This is a genomic window from Natrinema sp. H-ect1 (genome assembly GCF_041821105.1).
GTDB lineage: Archaea > Halobacteriota > Halobacteria > Halobacteriales > Natrialbaceae > Natrinema > Natrinema thermotolerans.
Window position 1 is genome coordinate 107,653 of the sequence record NZ_JBGUBA010000005.1, and the last position, 17,976, is coordinate 125,628.

The 17,976-nt window shown below is 67.5% G+C and carries 22 protein-coding genes; 12 read left to right on the forward strand and 10 right to left on the reverse strand.

Annotation, left to right across the window (positions count from 1 at the left end):
* Positions 1 to 124: 124 nt before the first annotated feature.
* The 4 genes from ACERIM_RS12900 (at position 125) to ACERIM_RS12915 (ending at position 3,248) form a co-directional block, all read left to right on the forward strand.
* The gene (locus ACERIM_RS12900; RefSeq protein WP_006650058.1) at positions 125 to 499 is read left to right on the forward strand and encodes a hypothetical protein; all 375 of its coding nucleotides are present in this window, start codon (positions 125 to 127) and stop codon (positions 497 to 499) included.
* A 105-nt stretch (positions 500 to 604) separates the two neighbouring features.
* A complete protein-coding gene (locus ACERIM_RS12905; protein WP_006650059.1) occupies positions 605 to 1,246 on the forward strand; it encodes an NfeD family protein in 642 nt (213 codons plus the stop codon).
* 71 nt (positions 1,247 to 1,317) lie between these two features.
* A complete protein-coding gene (locus ACERIM_RS12910; protein ID WP_006650060.1) occupies positions 1,318 to 2,502 on the forward strand; it encodes an SPFH domain-containing protein in 1,185 nt (394 codons plus the stop codon).
* Positions 2,503 to 2,618: 116 nt separating this feature from the next.
* Positions 2,619 to 3,248 carry a winged helix-turn-helix transcriptional regulator gene (locus tag ACERIM_RS12915; protein WP_373632958.1) on the forward strand — a complete coding sequence of 210 codons (630 nt, stop codon included), beginning with the start codon at positions 2,619 to 2,621 and terminating at the stop codon, positions 3,246 to 3,248.
* 17 nt (positions 3,249 to 3,265) lie between these two features.
* Here ACERIM_RS12915 and ACERIM_RS12920 read toward each other — a convergent pair whose 3' ends face one another.
* From ACERIM_RS12920 to yjjX, 3 genes are all read right to left on the reverse strand, one after another.
* Complete coding sequence (locus ACERIM_RS12920; RefSeq protein WP_373632960.1) at positions 3,266 to 3,925, reverse strand: HAD family hydrolase; 660 nt, start codon at positions 3,923 to 3,925, stop codon at positions 3,266 to 3,268.
* A gap of 103 nt (positions 3,926 to 4,028) precedes the next feature.
* The gene (locus ACERIM_RS12925) at positions 4,029 to 4,250 is read right to left on the reverse strand and encodes a hypothetical protein (RefSeq protein ID WP_373633088.1); all 222 of its coding nucleotides are present in this window, start codon (positions 4,248 to 4,250) and stop codon (positions 4,029 to 4,031) included.
* 244 nt (positions 4,251 to 4,494) lie between these two features.
* Positions 4,495 to 5,019, reverse strand: a complete 525-nt coding sequence (gene yjjX, locus ACERIM_RS12930; RefSeq protein ID WP_373632961.1) for an inosine/xanthosine triphosphatase — start codon at positions 5,017 to 5,019, stop codon at positions 4,495 to 4,497.
* Between the two features lie 215 nt (positions 5,020 to 5,234).
* On the opposite strand from yjjX, the gene ACERIM_RS12935 reads away from it, so the two are divergent.
* From ACERIM_RS12935 to ACERIM_RS12950, 4 genes are all read left to right on the forward strand, one after another.
* A complete protein-coding gene (locus ACERIM_RS12935; protein WP_006182559.1) occupies positions 5,235 to 6,215 on the forward strand; it encodes a transcription initiation factor IIB family protein in 981 nt (326 codons plus the stop codon).
* A 61-nt stretch (positions 6,216 to 6,276) separates the two neighbouring features.
* Positions 6,277 to 6,957: a type I 3-dehydroquinate dehydratase gene (locus ACERIM_RS12940; protein ID WP_373632962.1), complete on the forward strand. Its 681-nt coding sequence runs from the start codon at positions 6,277 to 6,279 to the stop codon at positions 6,955 to 6,957.
* Positions 6,958 to 7,012: 55 nt separating this feature from the next.
* Complete coding sequence (locus tag ACERIM_RS12945) at positions 7,013 to 7,447, forward strand: zinc ribbon domain-containing protein (protein WP_373632963.1); 435 nt, start codon at positions 7,013 to 7,015, stop codon at positions 7,445 to 7,447.
* 144 nt (positions 7,448 to 7,591) lie between these two features.
* Complete coding sequence (locus ACERIM_RS12950; protein WP_006650065.1) at positions 7,592 to 7,753, forward strand: hypothetical protein; 162 nt, start codon at positions 7,592 to 7,594, stop codon at positions 7,751 to 7,753.
* A 2-nt stretch (positions 7,754 to 7,755) separates the two neighbouring features.
* Here ACERIM_RS12950 and ACERIM_RS12955 read toward each other — a convergent pair whose 3' ends face one another.
* Complete coding sequence (locus tag ACERIM_RS12955) at positions 7,756 to 9,003, reverse strand: NADH dehydrogenase subunit (RefSeq protein WP_373632965.1); 1,248 nt, start codon at positions 9,001 to 9,003, stop codon at positions 7,756 to 7,758.
* Between the two features lie 215 nt (positions 9,004 to 9,218).
* Positions 9,219 to 10,424, reverse strand: coding sequence for a 3-dehydroquinate synthase II (locus ACERIM_RS12960; protein ID WP_006650067.1), 1,206 nt, complete (start codon positions 10,422 to 10,424; stop codon positions 9,219 to 9,221).
* A gap of 211 nt (positions 10,425 to 10,635) precedes the next feature.
* Between ACERIM_RS12960 and ACERIM_RS12965 the strand changes: the two genes are divergently transcribed.
* Complete coding sequence (locus ACERIM_RS12965; RefSeq protein ID WP_373632967.1) at positions 10,636 to 11,238, forward strand: hypothetical protein; 603 nt, start codon at positions 10,636 to 10,638, stop codon at positions 11,236 to 11,238.
* A gap of 37 nt (positions 11,239 to 11,275) precedes the next feature.
* On the opposite strand, the gene ACERIM_RS12970 is transcribed toward ACERIM_RS12965, so the two are convergent.
* The gene (locus ACERIM_RS12970) at positions 11,276 to 12,130 is read right to left on the reverse strand and encodes a DUF6293 family protein (protein ID WP_006650069.1); all 855 of its coding nucleotides are present in this window, start codon (positions 12,128 to 12,130) and stop codon (positions 11,276 to 11,278) included.
* A gap of 346 nt (positions 12,131 to 12,476) precedes the next feature.
* On the opposite strand from ACERIM_RS12970, the gene ACERIM_RS12975 reads away from it, so the two are divergent.
* Positions 12,477 to 13,148: an HAD family hydrolase gene (locus tag ACERIM_RS12975; protein ID WP_373632968.1), complete on the forward strand. Its 672-nt coding sequence runs from the start codon at positions 12,477 to 12,479 to the stop codon at positions 13,146 to 13,148.
* Positions 13,149 to 13,151: 3 nt separating this feature from the next.
* Here ACERIM_RS12975 and ACERIM_RS12980 read toward each other — a convergent pair whose 3' ends face one another.
* Both ACERIM_RS12980 and ACERIM_RS12985 read right to left on the reverse strand, forming a co-directional pair.
* The gene (locus ACERIM_RS12980) at positions 13,152 to 13,685 is read right to left on the reverse strand and encodes a hypothetical protein (protein WP_006650071.1); all 534 of its coding nucleotides are present in this window, start codon (positions 13,683 to 13,685) and stop codon (positions 13,152 to 13,154) included.
* A 75-nt stretch (positions 13,686 to 13,760) separates the two neighbouring features.
* Positions 13,761 to 14,333 carry a SprT-like domain-containing protein gene (locus tag ACERIM_RS12985; RefSeq protein WP_373632969.1) on the reverse strand — a complete coding sequence of 191 codons (573 nt, stop codon included), beginning with the start codon at positions 14,331 to 14,333 and terminating at the stop codon, positions 13,761 to 13,763.
* 79 nt (positions 14,334 to 14,412) lie between these two features.
* Here ACERIM_RS12985 and ACERIM_RS12990 point away from each other — a divergent pair, with 79 nt between their 5' ends.
* A complete protein-coding gene (locus tag ACERIM_RS12990; protein WP_373632971.1) occupies positions 14,413 to 15,360 on the forward strand; it encodes a phosphorylase in 948 nt (315 codons plus the stop codon).
* 15 nt (positions 15,361 to 15,375) lie between these two features.
* On the opposite strand, the gene ACERIM_RS12995 is transcribed toward ACERIM_RS12990, so the two are convergent.
* Positions 15,376 to 15,978, reverse strand: a complete 603-nt coding sequence (locus ACERIM_RS12995; protein ID WP_006650074.1) for a poly-gamma-glutamate hydrolase family protein — start codon at positions 15,976 to 15,978, stop codon at positions 15,376 to 15,378.
* Positions 15,979 to 16,161: 183 nt separating this feature from the next.
* On the opposite strand from ACERIM_RS12995, the gene ACERIM_RS13000 reads away from it, so the two are divergent.
* Positions 16,162 to 17,112 carry a cation diffusion facilitator family transporter gene (locus ACERIM_RS13000; protein ID WP_373632973.1) on the forward strand — a complete coding sequence of 317 codons (951 nt, stop codon included), beginning with the start codon at positions 16,162 to 16,164 and terminating at the stop codon, positions 17,110 to 17,112.
* A 48-nt stretch (positions 17,113 to 17,160) separates the two neighbouring features.
* On the opposite strand, the gene ACERIM_RS13005 is transcribed toward ACERIM_RS13000, so the two are convergent.
* On the reverse strand, positions 17,161 to 17,955 hold the full coding sequence (locus ACERIM_RS13005; protein ID WP_006650076.1) for a 2-amino-3,7-dideoxy-D-threo-hept-6-ulosonate synthase: 795 nt from the start codon (positions 17,953 to 17,955) through the stop codon (positions 17,161 to 17,163).
* Between the last annotated feature and the right edge of the window lie 21 nt (positions 17,956 to 17,976).

Sequence of the window (17,976 nt, forward strand, 5' to 3'; positions counted from 1 at the left end):
CTGTTGGACCGATTTCCCGGTGTAACTGCAGGACATCGGGGTTGGACCGGTGATACCGTACAACGGGCCGTCCGCCCCGCGCTCGGACCACGGGTTTTTGACGGCGGATCCGTTACAATCAGCCATGGCAGACGAACCGTCCGGGACGCGAGACGACGCCGACGACGACCGGACCGAGCGGTCGGTTACGGGGCCCGACGCGACCCGGACCGACTCGGGCGAGGGCTGGGACGTCGCCGACCGGAGCGGCGACGCGGACCGAGACGATTCCGTTCGGGACGAGCGCGTCGACGATGACGACCGCATCCCGCTCGACCTCTCGGACTCGAGCGATGACGCGGCCGACGTGGACGACGATGAGGACGAGTACGCGCCGGAGCCGAACGAGACGCCCATCGAGCCCGGGGAGCCGGAACTGGAAAGCGCGCTGTTCGTCCTGCTGGGGGCGATCGCGATGGTGTTGGTTCTCGTTCGTCTCGTAATGATTCCGCTCGGCTGAGGCGGACTCGTCGCCACCGATCGCGTGAGAGTCAGGGGACCGAACGATAAAATCACTCGGCGACTGCGGTAAACATTTAATCGGGGCGAGACCTTAGCCCCGGATATGGTGGAATCCCTCGCGGGGAACGTGCCGCTTTTGCTCCTAGTCGCGGGACTCGTGTTGATGGTCCTCGAGGCGGTGTCTCCCGGCGCACATCTCATCGTCATCGGCGTCGCGCTCGTCGGTGCCGGGCTGCTCGGTGTGTTGTTCTCGCCCTTCGCGAACGTCCTCGTGTTGGCCCTGTTGACGCTGCTTATCGGTGCCGCGGCCGCCTACGTCTACCGCGAGTTCGACTTCTACGGCGGCAAAGGTACTGCCAGGACGACCGACTCGGACTCGCTGGCCGGCGTGACGGGTTACGTCACCGAGACGGTCACGACCCGCAGCGGCGAGGTCAAACTCGAGGAGGGCGGCTTCGCTCCCTACTACAGCGCTCGGACCACCGACGGACGGATCGAGGAGGGCTCGGAAATCATCGTCATCGACCCCGGCGGTGGGAACGTTCTGACCGTCGAGTCCCTCGATGCGATCGGCGAGGACGAGATCGACCGCGCGCTCGCACGCGATCAGGCCGAGACCGAGGCGGCCGCTGAAGCCGATGCCGCCTCGGTGGCCGACACGGAGACCGACGACGAACCGGCCGATGACGCCGCGGTCGACCCCAACGACACCGAACCGGAAACGGAGACGGAAACGGAACGGTGAGGTCCCGATCGGGGCAGACATGTCGACGAAACAAGGGAACGCTTTTCCCCCCGCCGCCGTAAGGCGGGGATATGGTGGTCCAACTCATACCGATGCAGGCCCTCGGTGGGGCCCTGCTACTCGTCGGTGCCCTCTTGCTCGTCCTCGTGATCGCCGCGCTGCTGAGCGCGATCGAGATCGTCGACGCCTACGAGAAACGCGCGCTAACCGTCTTCGGTGAGTACCGAAAACTGCTCGAGCCGGGGATCAACTTCGTCCCGCCGTTCGTCTCGAACACGTACGCGTTCGACATGCGAACCCAGACGCTGGACGTGCCCCGGCAGGAAGCGATCACGCGCGACAACTCGCCCGTGACCGCCGACGCCGTCGTCTACATCAAGGTGATGGACGCCAAGAAGGCGTTCCTGCAGGTCGACGACTACAAACGGGCCGTCTCGAACCTCGCCCAGACGACGCTGCGTGCCGTGCTGGGTGACATGGAACTCGACGACACGCTGAACAAGCGCCAGGAGATCAACGCCCGCATCCGCCAGGAACTCGACGAACCCACCGACGAGTGGGGGATCCGCGTCGAATCGGTCGAGGTCCGCGAGGTCAACCCCTCGAAGGACGTCCAGCGCGCGATGGAGCAACAGACCTCCGCCGAACGGAAACGCCGTGCCATGATCCTCGAGGCACAGGGTGAACGCCGCAGTGCCGTCGAGAAGGCCGAAGGTGACAAACAGAGCGAGATCATCCGTGCCCAGGGTGAAAAGCAGAGCCAGATCCTGGAGGCACAGGGAGACTCCATTTCGACCGTGCTGCGAGCCCGCTCGGCCGAATCGATGGGCGAGCGCGCCATCATCGACAAAGGAATGGAGACGCTCGGCGAGATCGGCCAGGGCGAGTCGACGACGTTCGTCATGCCCCAGGAACTCACCTCGCTGGTCGGGCGCTACGGCAAGCATCTCTCGGGCAGCGACGTCGAGGCGGACGGTCAGGAACTCGAGAGCCGCGAGTTCGACGACGAGACGCGCGAACTGATCGGCCTGGACGACATCGCCGAGATCATCGGCGAGATCGACCAGGAGGCCGAGATGGACGTCGAGGCGATGGAACAGGAGGCCCAGGCGATCAAGGAAGGCCAGGACACGGCGGATATCTCGGATCCCGACGAGGTCATCGAACAGATGGATCAGGACTTCCAGGGCCAGACCGACGGTGGGACCGGCGTGCCGAGCGACGAGGCCGGCGACGACCCCTCGTCCAGCGACTGATCGGCCCGCCCCGCGCTCTTTTGCCGACGCAGCCGTCCAGTAACCGGTCACTATCGGAAAACAGGACGGAGCGAAACCTGTTTTACGGGTCGAACCGTTGTGGACCGTAGATAGACATGACGAAGCCCGACGGGGTCGACGACGAGAAACGAGCGACCCTGCGCCGATTCGCTGCCCTCGGTGCTGCCTCCCCGCTCGTCGGTCGCGCCGACACAGCGGCGGCTGAAACGGGCGAAAGCGACGCGCGCGACGCGATCGCGGGCTACCTCTCGACGACGCCCGGTGCCCACTTCTCGAAGATCCGCGATGACCTCCAGCTGGGGACCGGCGAGACCCAACACCACCTCCGCCGACTCGAGGACGCCGGCGCGATCGAACGCTACCGCGACGGCGACTACAAGCGCTATGTCACCGCCGGCCGGTTCGACGAGTTCGAAAAACGGGCGCTTGGCTACCTCCGGCGGGAGACCCCACGTGGCATGCTGATCGAACTCCTCTTGACGCCGTCGGCGACGGCCGCCGATCTCGCGGACGCACTCGAGGTCTCCGCACCCACGGTCAGCAAGTACGCCGGCGAACTCGAGGAGGCGGGCCTGCTCTCGCGGGCGGACGGCTACGCCGTCGAACGACCCGAGACGGTGCTGGTGCTGGTGGTTCGCCACGCCGACTCCTTCGGCGATCGCGCGCGGACGCTGGCCCGGAACGCCGACGGCTATCTGTCCTACCAAGGTTCCCCATCCGAGTAATACGGCTTCCTCCCCGGTTACAGCGACTCGAGCGCCGCCGGGAGCCCCGTCAGCCCCTCGAGTTCGACGGTCGCGTTCGGCGGCCGTTCGTGATTGCGGTTGTGGTCCCGTCGCACGTAGACCGTCTCGAGGCCCGCTGCCTGCCCCGCGGCGACGTCTTTGTGGGAGTCGCCGACGTAGACACCTTCCGCGACCCCGAGGGTGGCCAGCGCGTCCTCGATGTAGTCGGGGTCGGGCTTGCGCCGCTCGTACCCCTCGAACGTGGGGTCCCGTCCGCGGACGACGTCGAAGTCGATCCCGACGTAGTCGGCGACGAACGCGGCGGTCTCGTGACGGTTGTTGGTTACGAGCCCCACCGTCGTCCGGTCGGCGAGGTCCCGGATCGTCGCGACGTCGTCGTAGATCCCACGCTCGCCGGCACGGAGCCGATCGTGGGTGCCCCGCGAGGCGTAGCGCTCTTTCAACTCCCAGAAACGGTCGGGATCGACCCCCAACTCCTCGCAGTGGGTCCTGATCCGCTCGGCGTCGTGTCGCCTGAAGTCCTCGCGCTGTGCCGGCGACGGATCGACCTCGAGATCGGCTACGGCCGCGTCAGCGGCGTCGGCGTATACCTGCGGGTCGGTGCGCGGTCCCTCGAGAACGATCCCGTCCATGTCGAACAGTACCGTCGTCGTCATTCGGCGCTGCTAGGGGAGCGAGCGAAAAGAGGGTTCGGCAGCCGCGGGGCTCGTGAAACGATCGACAAACGGCAGCGAAATGAGCCCCTTGATCGGTTCCGTCTCAGATGTCGACCTTCCAGGTGGTACTCGAGGAGTACCCCCACTTTTCGATCTTGACGTCGTAGTCACCCTCCTGGAGCGCTGTAATGTTCGAGCCGACCTCTTTGGCCGTCATCCCGAGTTCCTGGCCGATCAGACGGGATTTGAAGTAGGTCTTCGTCGCCGCGTTGTTCCGAAGGTACTCCAAAATCCGGCGCTGTTTGCTCGTGAGGTCGGGGGCCATTGCAGTGCTCATACCCGATCGGATGGGAGGAACACCCTTAGGGGGTTTGGTACGTGCAGTTAACCCGCCGCCGTCCTGCGATTTTTGTGGCCGGTAATCGATGTATACTGCCGTCGAAAGCTTTCGTTGGTACGCGAGGTTAATATATATTTGCTGGCGACTGTCATCTGTACGTGTCCGTTTCCGATCGGCGGAATCGCCCGGCTGTCGGGCCGTGAAACCGGCGAGTCGGTGCCGGTGACGGTCAGCTGTCGGCGTCGTAATAGTTCGTTAGGAACGGGCCAAACGAACATGCAACCGCCTGCCCGAGCGCCGCCGTCCGGTCGGTGAGCCGATCCGTGAAGACGCCGACCGCGCCTGCCCCTTCGGCGAGTCCCTCGGTGCCGAGCAGTTCGTCCATCACCGGCCCCAACTCCCGGCCGTCCTCGAGTCGCGCCGCGACGTCGTCCGGAAGACGGATCGTCGGACCGGCACCACGTTCCAATCGATCGCCGTCGGTGACCGCGCCCCACATGATCAGCGAGAGGCCCGGTGTTCCCTCGAGTCGCGCGACCCCGCCCTCGAGGCCGACGCCGTAGTCGGCCCCGGTCGCCTCGAGCGCCCGTCGGGCACGGTTCTCCGCACCCGTGACCGTCTCCGCGACCGATCGGGGCTGTTCGCTCACGCCGGAGTCGACGGCGACCGGGCGGACGGTCGCTTCGTCTCGCTCGATGGTCCGTTCGACCGCGTCGATCTTGACCGGGTTCGTACTCCCGACTGCGATCTCCATATCGGCCGTTCGAGCGGGGCCGATTTGGGGGCTGTGTTTCCGCTCGCGTTCGCAGTTTTACTCCGCCTATCTATCATGCTCTTTTGCCCGAATTACCCGTTTTCGGGGGATGTGCGGTTGGGATTTCGAAACCCTTAACCCTCGAGTGTCTGAACGTGGGAGGTAACGACTCCGCCCGGGCTTTTACGATCGGTTCGGCCGGGAGCATTCGCGATATGACTAACGCACCATCGAACACGAGAGTACGACGTAGCGAACCCGAAACGAACGAAACGGAAACCGAAACGGAAGAGGAGGATCTCGTCTGTCCGGAGTGTGCGGGCAATCTCGTCGTCGACGACGAACACGGCGAAACGGTCTGTGAGGACTGTGGACTGGTCGTCGAGGAGGACTCCGTCGACCGCGGTCCCGAGTGGCGCGCGTTCGACGCCGCCGAGAAGAACGAGAAGTCCCGCGTGGGTGCGCCCACGACGAACACGATGCACGACAAGGGGCTCTCGACGAACATCGACTGGCGCAACAAAGACGCCTACGGCAACTCGCTTGGCTCGCGCCAGCGCGAGAAGATGCAGCGCCTGCGCAAGTGGAACGAGCGCTTCCGAACTCGTGACTCCAAGGAGCGCAACCTGAAACAGGCCCTCGGCGAGATCGACCGCATGGCCTCCGCGCTCGGCCTCCCGACGAACGTCCGCGAGACGGCGTCGGTCATCTACCGACGTGCACTCGACGAGGACCTGCTCCCCGGTCGCTCGATCGAGGGCGTCTCGACGGCCTGTGTCTACGCCGCCGCCCGGCAGGCCGGCGTTCCCCGAAGTCTCGACGAGATCGCCGACGTCTCCCGCGTCGAGAAAAACGAGATCGCACGCACCTACCGCTACGTGGTTCGGGAACTCGGCCTCGAGGTCCAGCCGGCCGATCCCGAGAGCTACGTGCCCCGCTTTGCTTCCGGACTGGAACTCTCCGACGAAGCCGAACACCGCGCGCGGAGCCTGCTCCAGAACGCCAAGGAGAAGGGCGTCCACAGCGGTAAGTCGCCGGTCGGCCTCGCCGCGGCAGCAGTCTATGCCGCCGCACTCCTGACCAACGAGAAGACCACGCAGGCCGCCGTCTCCGATGTCGCCGACATCTCCGAAGTCACGATTCGGAACCGCTACCACGAACTCCTCGAGGCCGAGGAGACTATCGGCCTGGCCTAACTCGCGGCGACGTTCGCCGAAACGATACCGTTTTCCCCGCTCTCGTCCGCACTGCGTAGCAATGAGCCTTCGATTCGATTCGTTCGTTCTCGCGGCGTCGACGGCCGACCTCGCCGACGAGCCCGCGGCCCGCGACCACGCCGACGCGATCGAGTTCCGGATGGATCTGGCCGACGACCCCCTCGCCGCCCTCGAGGCCTACGACGGCGACCTCCCGATCCTCGCGACCAACCGCGCCGCGTGGGAGGGCGGCGAGTGGGACGGAACCGACGAGGACCGACTCGAGACGCTTGCCGAAGCGACCGCGCTCGCGGGCGTCGACGCGATCGACGTCGAACTCGCGTCGATCCTCGAGGGTGGGGCCGAGGGGCTGCTCGAGACGGCCCGCGACCGCGACGTCTCGATCGTCGCCTCGGCCCACGACTTCGAGGGGACGCCACCCCGCACGGAGTTGGTACGGACACTGACCGAAGCGGGCAAGTACGCCGACGTCGCGAAGCTGGCAGTGACCGCGGAGTCCACGGCGGACACCCTGGCGCTGCTGTCGGCGACCGAGCAACTGACCGCCCACGGGGACGCCGTCGCGACGATGGCGATGGGCGAGGTCGGGAGCCACACGCGGGCCGTCGCGCCGGTCTATGGGTCGAAGATCGGCTATGCACCCGTCGATCCCGCAGAGGCGACTGCGCCCGGGCAGTACGACCTCGAGACGCTCGCGGAGCTGGTCGGTCGGCTCGAGTGAAAACGAGCGAAATCGGAATGTTAAGGGTCGGGGTCCCCTACGACCCCAACACACAATGACATGGTTCCGTGCGCTTCTCGCGGCCGGCCTCTCGATACTCCTGCCGGGTGCGGGCCATCTCGTAATCCGGGACTGGCTTCGCGCCGCCGTCTTCGCCGGCCTCTTCATCTCGGCGAGTGCGATCTTCCTGCCGATCGAACAGCTCACCGCCGCCGGGCCGATGACGAGCGTCGGCGATATCAACGCGTACGCGGACATCATGGCCAAGGAGACCGACGCGATGACCCAGTTCCTGCTCTCGTTTATCGGTCTCTTCGCCGCGATCGACGCGACCTTCCGCGCACTCGGGTTCCCACCGGGCAGCGATACCGGCGGGGACGGCGCGACCTGTCCCGAATGCGGGAAGGAAGTCGACGAGGACCTCGAGTTCTGTCACTGGTGTACGACCCGGCTCGAGCCCGCCGCCGACGAAGAGCCGACCCACTCCTGACGCCCCCTCGTTCGGACCGATCCGACCGATCACTGTCGGCGGCATATACCCACGCTAGTAGTACTTCCACGGAGCCCTTTTGTCTCCGCGTCGGATACCACGGCCATCGTCGTCGGCCCCGCGGGCCGGCGGGAGTGACTTCGAATGCGAAGTGACGGAACACGACGTACCGACGACAGTGGGACGGCCGACATCGAACGCGAACGGTACGCGAGCTACCGGGACGGCAACGGGCAGGTCATCGTCGATCGACGGAACCCCGCGGCGTGGGTTCGATCGACGGTCGTTCGCCCCTGCGTTCGATAGCGTCAACGACACTGGCTACAGACGAACTCGGTTGGACTGACCGCCTTGAGCTGTGGCTCCGGAAGGTACCGGCCGCACTCGCGACACCAGGACCAGTAGATCCGGTGTGGATCGGCCGGCTCCGCGCCGGCCGTTCCGGCCGCCGACGCCTCGTCGCGCTCGATCGTCACGGACCGATCCGCGACGCCGGTGACCGTGCCGTCGATCGGGGCGTGCTGGGCGGTACTGATCCCGTCGCCCGGACGGGCGATCAGCTCGCCCGGTTCGACCTCGTCGCCGGCCCGAACGATCGGCTCGCTGGGCGTCACCACACCCTCGAAGGCGGGGTTCGTCAGCAACGGCACGACGACGCGTTCCGGCTCGAGCCGGGCCGTCGGGGCCGTCTCGTGGCTCGATTCCGACCAGGCCGCCGACGCGAGGACGTTGATCCGGCCGCCGCTCCCGAGGCGGTTCTCCTCGACGACCGAGTCCGCCATGACGAGCAGACAGTTCGTCCGCTTTCGGACGCCGAACTCGTCCGGCGGGCGCTCGATCTCGAAGCACCAGCCCGGCCCACCGTCGAGGATGACCTCGTTTGCCCCCAACTCGTCGGCTCGCCCCGCGGCCTCGAGGAGGTCGGTCGCGGGCGTCCCGACCGGGACCCGGAGGAACCGGTGGGTGGGGACGCGGCCGTCGACGTGGACGAACTTCTCGGTCATCGGCTCGCCGTCGACCAGCGCTCGAGCGACGTTCGCGAGCGTTTCGGTGTTCTGGACGATCCAGCCGTGGTCCATGGGCAACTCGTCGCCCGCCATGACGACGCCCGCAACGATCCGCATGAGGACCGTCTCCATCCCGAACTCGTACTTGTCGGCGGTGTAGGCGATCACGACGCCCGTTTCGGTCCCGTCGATCGGCAGGTCGCCGGGCTCGTAGACCGTCGCCTCGGTCGCCGCCTCGAGGTCGCCCAGCCACGCCTCGCGGTCGGTCCGCTTGGCGGCGACGACGATCCGATCGAACGCTCGATCGAGCAGGCCGTCGAACAGCGCCGCCAGTTCGTCGGCCCGCTCGAGACCCAGCCACTTGTCCATGTAGTAGTTGGGCTCGCTCTCCTGGTGGTTGACCAGCAGCGAATCGACCTCCTCGAGCCGGTCCCACTTGGCGTAGGTTGGGAACCCGGCACCGCCGGCCCCCGCCAGTCCGGCGTTTCGCAGCGTCACCGCGAACGCCGGCGGTTCGACCGCGCTGACTTTCTCTCGAGTGACGCTCATAGCGTGTTATTGGTGTGGGGCCAGCTACCATAGATAGTGTATACCGTTTCCGTGACGCGATCGAAAAACGATCCGTTAGCGGCCGAGTCGATATCAGGTCCGATGACAGTCCGGGTTTCCGTGGGTCGATCGGCGGCGTTCGATCCGCCGTGACATCTTCGTGCCCTATGTTACCAATTAACTATGAGGGCGAACCGACGGGTCGAGGAAACCCGCTATTTTTCGATGATACTCTCCTCGACGGCCTCGCCGAAGTGTCGGGCCGTGTCCTCGTAGTACAGCAGGATCTCGTCGCCGGCCTCGAGGTCGGTCACTGCCTTGCGGCCCTCGTCGGCGGCGACCTTGATCGTCTCGGCGTTCTGGAGCAGGGTCTCGACGCGGTCGCCCTCGGCGGTCTCGAGGGCGATCCGGAACATCGGTCGCTGTTCGATCTTGACCCGGCCGACGATGGCCTCGCGGGTGTTGCCGTCGGTGTCGACGACCTGGACCTCGTCGCCGCTTTGCAGTTCCGAGAGGTACTTCGTCCCGCCGTCGGGCGTGCGAACGTAGGCGTGGACCGCGCCGGCGTTGACCCGGAACGGCCGCGAGGCGACGTAGGGCGATTCGGCCGTCTCGGCGTGGACGAAGACCAGCCCGCGGCTCATCGAGCCGACGAGCATCCCCTCGTCGTGTTCGAGCAGGCTGCCGGTATCGATACAGACCCGGTCCGCGCTGCCGGCGCGTTCGACCTCGAGGACTTCGGCGGTGGTCAGATCGAGGCTCTCACGGGCGGCCTCGTCGCGGACCTCGACGGTCTCGCGGATCTCGTCGGGATCGTCCGAATCCAGCAGGACGGCGTCGGAGCCGATCTCGAGCGTCTCGAAGGCCGTCTTGGCCTCCTCGGCGCTGGTGACGCCCGCGATCAGGTTCGTCTCCTCGCCGATCCGGGCGATCAGGTTCTCGAGGGGGATGATCGTCCAGTCCTCGCCGACGACGATGGTGTGGTCGGCCTCCTCGGCAGCGGTCTCGGCGAACCGTTCGTACTCCTTGCCGAGGATGCGGACGTACGCGCCCCGCTGGAAGTCGCCGTCCCGGCGCAGCGTCGAGAGGTCGGCCGAGCCCGCGAAGTCCTCCGGCAGGTCGATCGTCGCGTCGCCCTCGCCGTTCTTGCCGACGACGATCGCGTCCGCCTGCGATGCGGCCGACTCGTCCGTATCGCCGTCGTCGGCTTCGGCGTCATCGATGTCGTCGACCAGCGTCACGTCCCCGTCGGTCCGAAACGCCGCGACGTTGATCTCGCCGAGTTCGCGGACGCGCTCCACGTCGTCCTCGTCGACCAGTACCCAGTCTGCACCCGCCTCGAGCGCGGCGGTGATCCGCGCCCGGCGGTCGTCCCAGTCGCCGACGGCATCGTCGGCTTTCACCCAGACAGCTCGCGTCATGAATCGACTCTCGAAGGGAACCGGCTTGAACGTGGCGGATCGGGCAGGGGCGTCGGTTCGGTCGGTGATTCCCCGCCGACTCGACCGCTCGCGATCGATTCGCCGTGATGATATTCTGTTTCGTACCAATTACCTCGACACCTGCGATAGTAACGATAGTAACAATACTTTCAGGATAGCTGATAATACATGTCCGGGAGAGCGTTCGAGTATGGGTCAGCGACACCTCGAGGCCGAAGCCGCACCGTCGATCGACTGTGCCGTCCGCCGACTCGAGGTGGACTCTGCTATCGCGGTCGCCCGCGCGGCGTTCGACCACGCCGGCGAGCTGGCGACGCTGGCGTACGATCGGACCGCCGCCGTCCTCGGTGCGGTTCGACTCGCCGCCCGCCGGACCGACGCCGGCGAACCCGACCGCGACGAGATCGCCGCCGCGTTCGACGTCGACCCGGAGCGGGTCGTCGCCGCCGACGAGTTGCTGGCGTCGCATCTCGGGTCGCCCGCCGACGCCGACGCGGTCCGCTCGCTGCGTCGCGCTCTTCTCGTGGCCCGAGAGGTCCTGACCGCCGTCGAACGCGACCGCAACGCTGGCCCCGAGCTTCCGGGTTCGCGCCTCGCCCACGCCGCGCCCGCCCTCCTCGCTCGCGCGAACGCGCATCTCGATCCCAGCACCGACTACGAACACCCGGGACTCGAACCGGCGGCGCTGCGGGCCCACGTCGAGCGCCTCGAGGCCGATCTCGCGTTCGCCCGGCTGGGGCCGCGGCTGTACGCGCTCGTCCACGAGGACGACGGCGAAACCGACGAGAACTGAACCGCTCCGCTGTCTCCCCGCTGACGCCCCCTCCCGACTACCGTCGATCGCCGCCCTCGTCCATGAGCTTGTGCCGGAACGCCCGGTAGGCGTTCTCGCCGCGCTCGGTTAGTTCGACGACACGGCGGCGGCCGACCGACTCGATCGTGACGTAGCCGTCCTCCGAGAGGGGCTCGAGGACGTGACTGTCGAGGACGCGGAAGGCCCCCTTGTCCTCGCCGGCGCGCTCGTCGGGCGAGCGTCGATCGGCCATGAACGCGAGTTCCCGATCCCGTGCGTACTCGATGAGGTCTTTCTTCTTCGGTGGAGCGGTCCGGTCGTCGTGAAAGCCCTCCCACGCGCTCGGCTCGGCGAGGAACTCCATGATCGCGACCTGGTCGCGGGTCGGCGACTCGATGGGGTAGGTCGGGATCTCCTCGATTTCGTCGAGGCCGAACGAGACCGGCTCGGTCGTTCCGTCGTGGGCGTACTCGGCGGGCTCGACGTAGTAGGCGTGAGCGTCCGTCGAGACGTCCATACACGCGATGGTCGCGCCGATCGCCGGGATCGTCCCCGCGCCGGAGACGTTGACGTACACCTGGTCCTCGGCGTGGACATCCGCGATCGTCGTCACGTCCCCGAGGACGGCGTAGACGTCCGTCAGGTCACACTCCCGGGTCCGGACCTCGGGGACGATCGCCTCGAGTTCCGCGCGGAGTTCCTCGTGATAGTCGGCCGTCGCCGTCGCGTTTCGCTCCTCGACGCCGCGGTCCGCCCCGCCCGGTCGCCGCCCGTCGCCCCCCTCGTCCTCGAGCAGGTAGACCAGATCCGCCCGCTGGTCCCGGATCGGCTCGAGGATCCGGTCGAACTCGTAGCCCAGCGGGACGACGTGGACTCGCTTGACGACATCCATACGGTGTGGGACTCGTCAGTAAAAATAACTGCTACGGATCGACGGTGGGCTCGAGTCGAACCCTCGACGATCGCTGCGTTTCGGCCCCCGACCTCCCCACCGTTCGGGTGGGACTGAAAGGGGCGACCGGGGTCGCGAGGCGAGACGACGGAAGCACTGGAGCGAACGGAGTGAGCGAAGCGCGCAGCGAGTCGCAGCCCGCGAGCGCGGTCGGGGCTTTCAGAACGTATTCGCGGTACCGAGACGGTTCGCAGAGACGCGATCTACAGTCGCCGCTGAACCGGTTCACACACGAGACGATAGTCGGCGAAACGTTCAGAACGCCCCCGCCCCTACATGCACTCGAATGGCCGCCTACGACGCGATCTGTTTCGATCTCGATCACACCCTCTGTACCTCGACCCAGGACGCCGAGACGCTGCTCGAGTCGACTTTCCACCGTGCCGGCCGCGAGCCGTTCTGTACGCCGGCGGACCTGCGCGCTGCGGTCCCGGACCTGCCGACCGCCGAGACCGACCGTGAGTTCTACGACAACCTCTTTACCGAAGTGGCGACGCGAACGGGCGTCGACACTGCCGTCGCCCCACAACTCGCCGCCGAGTACCTCGCGGCGCGGGATCCGACCGCCGTCGAGTTCCGCCCGGGCGCGAAGGCGGCCCTCGAGTCCGCCCGCGAACGGGGTCGGGTCGGACTCATCACGAACGGCGGTCGGGAGACACAGACGCGGAAACTGCGGGCGCTGGACATTGCGGACGCGTTCGACGTCCGTGTCTTCACGGAGCCAAGTGCTGGGATCCACCCGAAACCGCACGCGGCCCCCTTCGAACGCGCACTGGCCGAACTCGACGTCGGACCGGACGCGGCGATCCACGTCGGCGACTCCCTCCATGCCGATATCGCCGGCGCCAACGCGATGGGGCTGGACTCGGCGTGGCTGGCGACCGACGCCGACGGTCCGCGCGATCACGAGCCGACCTACGAACTCGCCTCGCTCGAGGCCTTCGACACGATCGTCTGACCGCTACTCGTCGGGCAGGAGGTCAGTATGGATCACGGCCCGGTACTGGGTGTCGGTCCCCGTCTCGAGGCGCTTGAGCAGGGCGGCCGCGTCGGCGAAGTTCTCCGGAACGGTGAACTCGTCGCTCGTATCGTCGTCGCGTCGTTTACAGAACTTCACGAACGCCAGCAGGTTCTCGTAGGTACCCGGCCGGGCGTAGACTACGCCGATGTCTCCCTCGAGCCGCGCCTGCCAGTCATCGATCACGGGCTCGACCTCGCCGCGGGGCCCCTGCATCCGTTCGGTCAGTTCTTCGGCGTCGACCGCGCCCTCTTCGATCATCCCGTCGAGAACCGCCTGGACGTCCTCGGTGCCGCCCTCGAGCGCCGGGGCGTCGGCCTCGGCCGCAAGTAGCTCCGCGAAGGCCTCGACCTCCGCGCGCCGGACCGCGACGGGGTAGACGAACTCGTGGGTCTCTTTCGGCAGCGTGTACGACTTGGCCGCGACGCCCTGTTCGCCCTCGCCCGGACTGCCCAGCATGAGATCGAGTATTCCCATACTCGAAACAGGTAGTGTGAGTCGAATAAGCCTTCCGCGCTCGCACCGGTTCGGTTCCCCGCTCGAGCGGCCCTCCTACCACTCCTCGCTCAGCGCCGCTTTCGCGCCGCCGTAGCCGCCGGCGGTCGTCCACGTCCGACCGCTGGCGACGTGTTCGACCTCGTAGGCCCCACCGCAGGCCCCACACTGGTAGCCGCCGGGCGATTTGACCGGCTTCGATGCCCGATGGCGCTTCGCGTGCCAGTCACACTCCGGCTCGAGACACCGCAGGACGTAGCGCGGGTCGGCGAACTCCTCGCAGTGCCGTGGCGCCTCGAGCGCGGCGGCCCGCTCGCGAAACCGCGGCCCGTGACCCGACTCGCCGAACTGCTGGAACTCCCAGGCGTGGACGAGTTCGTGCCTGACGATCCCCGCGAAGGCGGGCCACTCGTAGGCCTCGTAGGCCCGCCGCGCCAGTACGATCGTCGCCGTTTCGGTCTCGGCGTCCCATCGACACGCGCCCGCCCGCCGTTTGGCCCGCGTCGAGACCGCCCACTCGAGTGCCTCGAGCGCGACCGGCAGGTCGTACTCGGCGACGACCTCGCGGGCGTGGATCCGCGCGCGGGCGAGGATCTCGTCCGCGAGGGTGAGGTCCGCGTCGTCGGTCACGGGCCGACGGATGACCGGCGAGGCCGAAATCCTTCCGGAACGGCGGGATACTTGCGCCGCCGGAACCGAGTCGAACCAAATGAGCGACCGCGATCTCCCGACGCCCCGTACCCCCGACCCCGACACACCCGTCCGACCGTCCGCGCTCGTGCTGCCGGCCGTCGCCGACCCGCCGCTTACCGAACGTCGTCCGTGGCTCGAGCGCGCCGAGATCACCGACGCCGTGGCGGTCCCCGGGACGGACACGCTGCTGTACGTGGCCGAGGACGGCGTTGCCGTCACGACGACCGGGATCGGCAAGAGCGACGCCGCGACGACCGTCACCGCCCTGCTTGCGGCCCCCGGCGTCGATCTCTCGTCGGCCTACGTCGTCTCGACGGGGATCGCCGGCGGCCCGCCCGCCCGGACCGCGCTCGGCTCGGTCGTCGTCGCCGACGCGATCGTCGACTGGGACCGCAAACACCGCTGGGACCGCGGGGACGCCGATGCGAGCCCCGCGGCCGACGACCCGGCGGACCGGCTCGATCTCCTCGCGTATCGGCCCCGCGACTACGTCCACCGCCTCGAGCCGCGACTCGTCGAGCGCGCGCAGTCGGTCGCCGCGAGCGTCGACCTGCGATCGGCCGACGCCGTCCGGGCGTCCCAGCCGCAGTATCCCGACGCGCCGGCGGCGGGCCCGACCGTCGAGACGGGGACCAGCGTCTGCGGCGACGAGTTCTGGCACGGTCGCGAGCGCGCCCGCGAGGTCGCGTGGCTCTGTGAGGCGTACGGCGTCGCTCCGTTCCTCGCGACCCAGATGGAGGATGCAGCGACGGCGACGGCCCTCGAGCGGTTCGACCGGCTCGAGCGCTACCTGAGCGTGCGGGCGGTGGCCAACTACGACCGGCCGGCCCCCGGTCAGTCGGCCGCCGAGAGCTTCGACGGCACCGATGCGAGCCGCGAGCTGGCGATCGACAACGCCGCCCGCGCCGCCGGTGCGGTCGTCGACGACCTCGTCGCCGCGGACCCGCTCGGACTCGACGGCTGACGCGACACGCCCGACTCAGACCGGACGGCAGCCGCCGTTCTCGACGAGGGACTCGAGCGCGTCGATGACCGCCTCGCGCTCGCCGTCGCGGACCACGGGCCCCTGCTCGAGCTGGAGCCCGCCCCGGTCCCCGTCGGCGAGCCAGTTGACGAAGTTGTTCGGACTGACGCCGGCGTAGGGACCGTCCGACACCGCCTCGACTGGGGTGGAGACAACGCGCTCGAGGCGGTGGCACACGCGTCGCTTGATCGCGGCATCGACCCCGCCGCCGACGACGACCCGATCGTCGGCGAGCCCGTGGAGGCTGATGACGGTCTCGAAGCCGCGGTCGGCGATCGCCGACAACAGCGGGTAGTCGGCCGGGTCGATGGCCGACGAGGGCGGATGCCACGCCTCGAACGCGTCGTCCTCGTCGTAGCCGAGACACGCCCAACAGCTCGCGTCGGACAACCGGGTCGCGAGTTCGAGGGCCTGCTCTCCGGTGCCGGGTTCGACCCCGCCGCCGTGGGCCGCACAGACCAGCACGTCGTCGTTCGCGCCGTCGTCGTACAGTAGTTCCGTACAGTGGCCCGTCGCGGTCCGTGCGACGGGCCGCGTCGTGAGCGTCGGTTCCGACACGGACTCGGGCTACGACGGTTGCCGGGGTAACTCTTGGCACGGTAGCTGAGGCCGGGCTTGCCGGAGAGCGACCGGTCACGGCCGATTATTAAATCTCTCGAGGATATTTGCTAATGATTGCTGTAGAAACGCCGTTTTGTAGCAGCCGATTTAATAAGTCTCCGCCCGCGAGATCGATCCACGATGGGTCACAACGAGTCGACCCGCGCTCGTGACTCGAGTTCACACGCGGGTCACGACCACGATCACGGCCACGGTGACGACACCACGAGCAGCCGCAAACTCGCCGCCGTCTCGGTGATCAACGTCGTCGGCTTCCTCGTCGAACTCGCTGGCGGGCTGGCCTTCGGCTCCGTCGCGCTCATCAGCGACGCCGTCCACATGCTGTTCGACGCGCTGGCGTACGTGATGGCTTTCGCCGCCGCCCGCGTCGCCGAGGGGTACGGCGACGACGAGCGCTGGTCTTACGGCCTCCACCGCCTCGAGCCGTTCGCGGCCTTCCTGAACGGCCTGCTCCTCCTCCCGATGGTCGGATTCATCCTCTGGGAATCGTATCAGCGCTTCCTCGAACCGGTTGCCATCGGGACCGGCCCGACGATCGCCATCGCCGTCGGCGGCCTGTTGGTCAACGTCGGCTCGGTCTTCATCCTCCACGACGACGCGATGAGCCTCAACGAAAGGGGGGCGTTCTATCACTTGCTCGGCGACGCCGGCGGCTCGATCGCCGTCATCGTCTCCGTCCTCGTGATCGAAGTCACCGGGATCCGCGTCGTCGACCCCATTACCGCGGGGTTGATAGCGGCCGTGGTCGCGTGGTCGGCGGTCCGGGTCCTGCGAGGTAGCGGCGCGATTTTCTTCCTCGAGACGCCGCTGGATATCGGTGAGATTCGGGCCCACCTCGAGGCGATCGACGGCGTCGACCGCGTCGACGATGTCCACGCGTGGCAGATCTGCAGTCAGATCACGGTCGCGACGGTCCACGTCGAAACCGGCGTCGAGACGATGGCCGAGGCGGAGGCCGTCGTCGGGCGAGCCCACGACGAACTCGCCGGCCACGGCGTCGATCACGCCACCGTCGAACTGAGTCCGCGCTATGCCGACCGGGACGTGCATCTGAACACGCACTGTCACTGAGCCGGCAACCGGACGGCGTCGACCAACGGAGCGAACGGGAGTCGAGAATCAGGCCTCGAGCGCCAGCCCCGCCTCGGCCAGTGCGTCGTCGACCGAGAGATCGTCGTGGACGACGCCCGCGACGGCCCGGGCGATCGCCTCGGGGTCCTCGTGCTGGAAAATCGAGCGACCCATGGAGATGCCAGCGCCGCCGGCGTCCATCGTGCCGCGGACCATCTCGATCGTCTCGCGGTCGCTCCCCTTCGAGCCGCCGGCGATGATGACCGGCAGTCGCGTCGATTCGACGACGTGCTGGAAGCTCTCGGCGTCGCCGCTGTATCCCGTCTTGACGATATCAGCACCGAGTTCCTCGGCGAGCCGAACCGCGTGTCCCAGCGCTTCGGGGTCCGTCGAGTCGACGCCGGGGCCGCGGGCGTAGGCCATCGCCAGGACCGGCATCCCGAGCTGACGGGCCCGCTCGGTGACCTCCGAGAGCTGGTTGATCTGATCGGGCTCGTGGTTCGAGCCGACGTTGATGTGGAAGGAGACGGCGTCGGCACCGACCCGAACCGCTTCCTCGACGGTGCCGGTCAGTCGCTTGTCCTGCTCGTCGGGTCCGATCGTCGTCGAGCCGTTGAGATGGACGATGTAGCCCTTCCCGTTCTTGTTCTCGTGGACGCGGGGCGCGATCCCCTTCTGCGTGAGGACGGCGTCGGCACCGCCGCTGGTTACCCCGTCGATCGTCGATTCGATGTCTTTCAGTCCCTGGACGGCACCCATTGTGATGCCGTGGTCCATTGGGACGATCACGTACGAGTCGTCCGTCCCGATTCGATCGAGTCGTGCGTCGATTCCTGTAGTCATTGCGGGAGTGTAGCAAGCTAG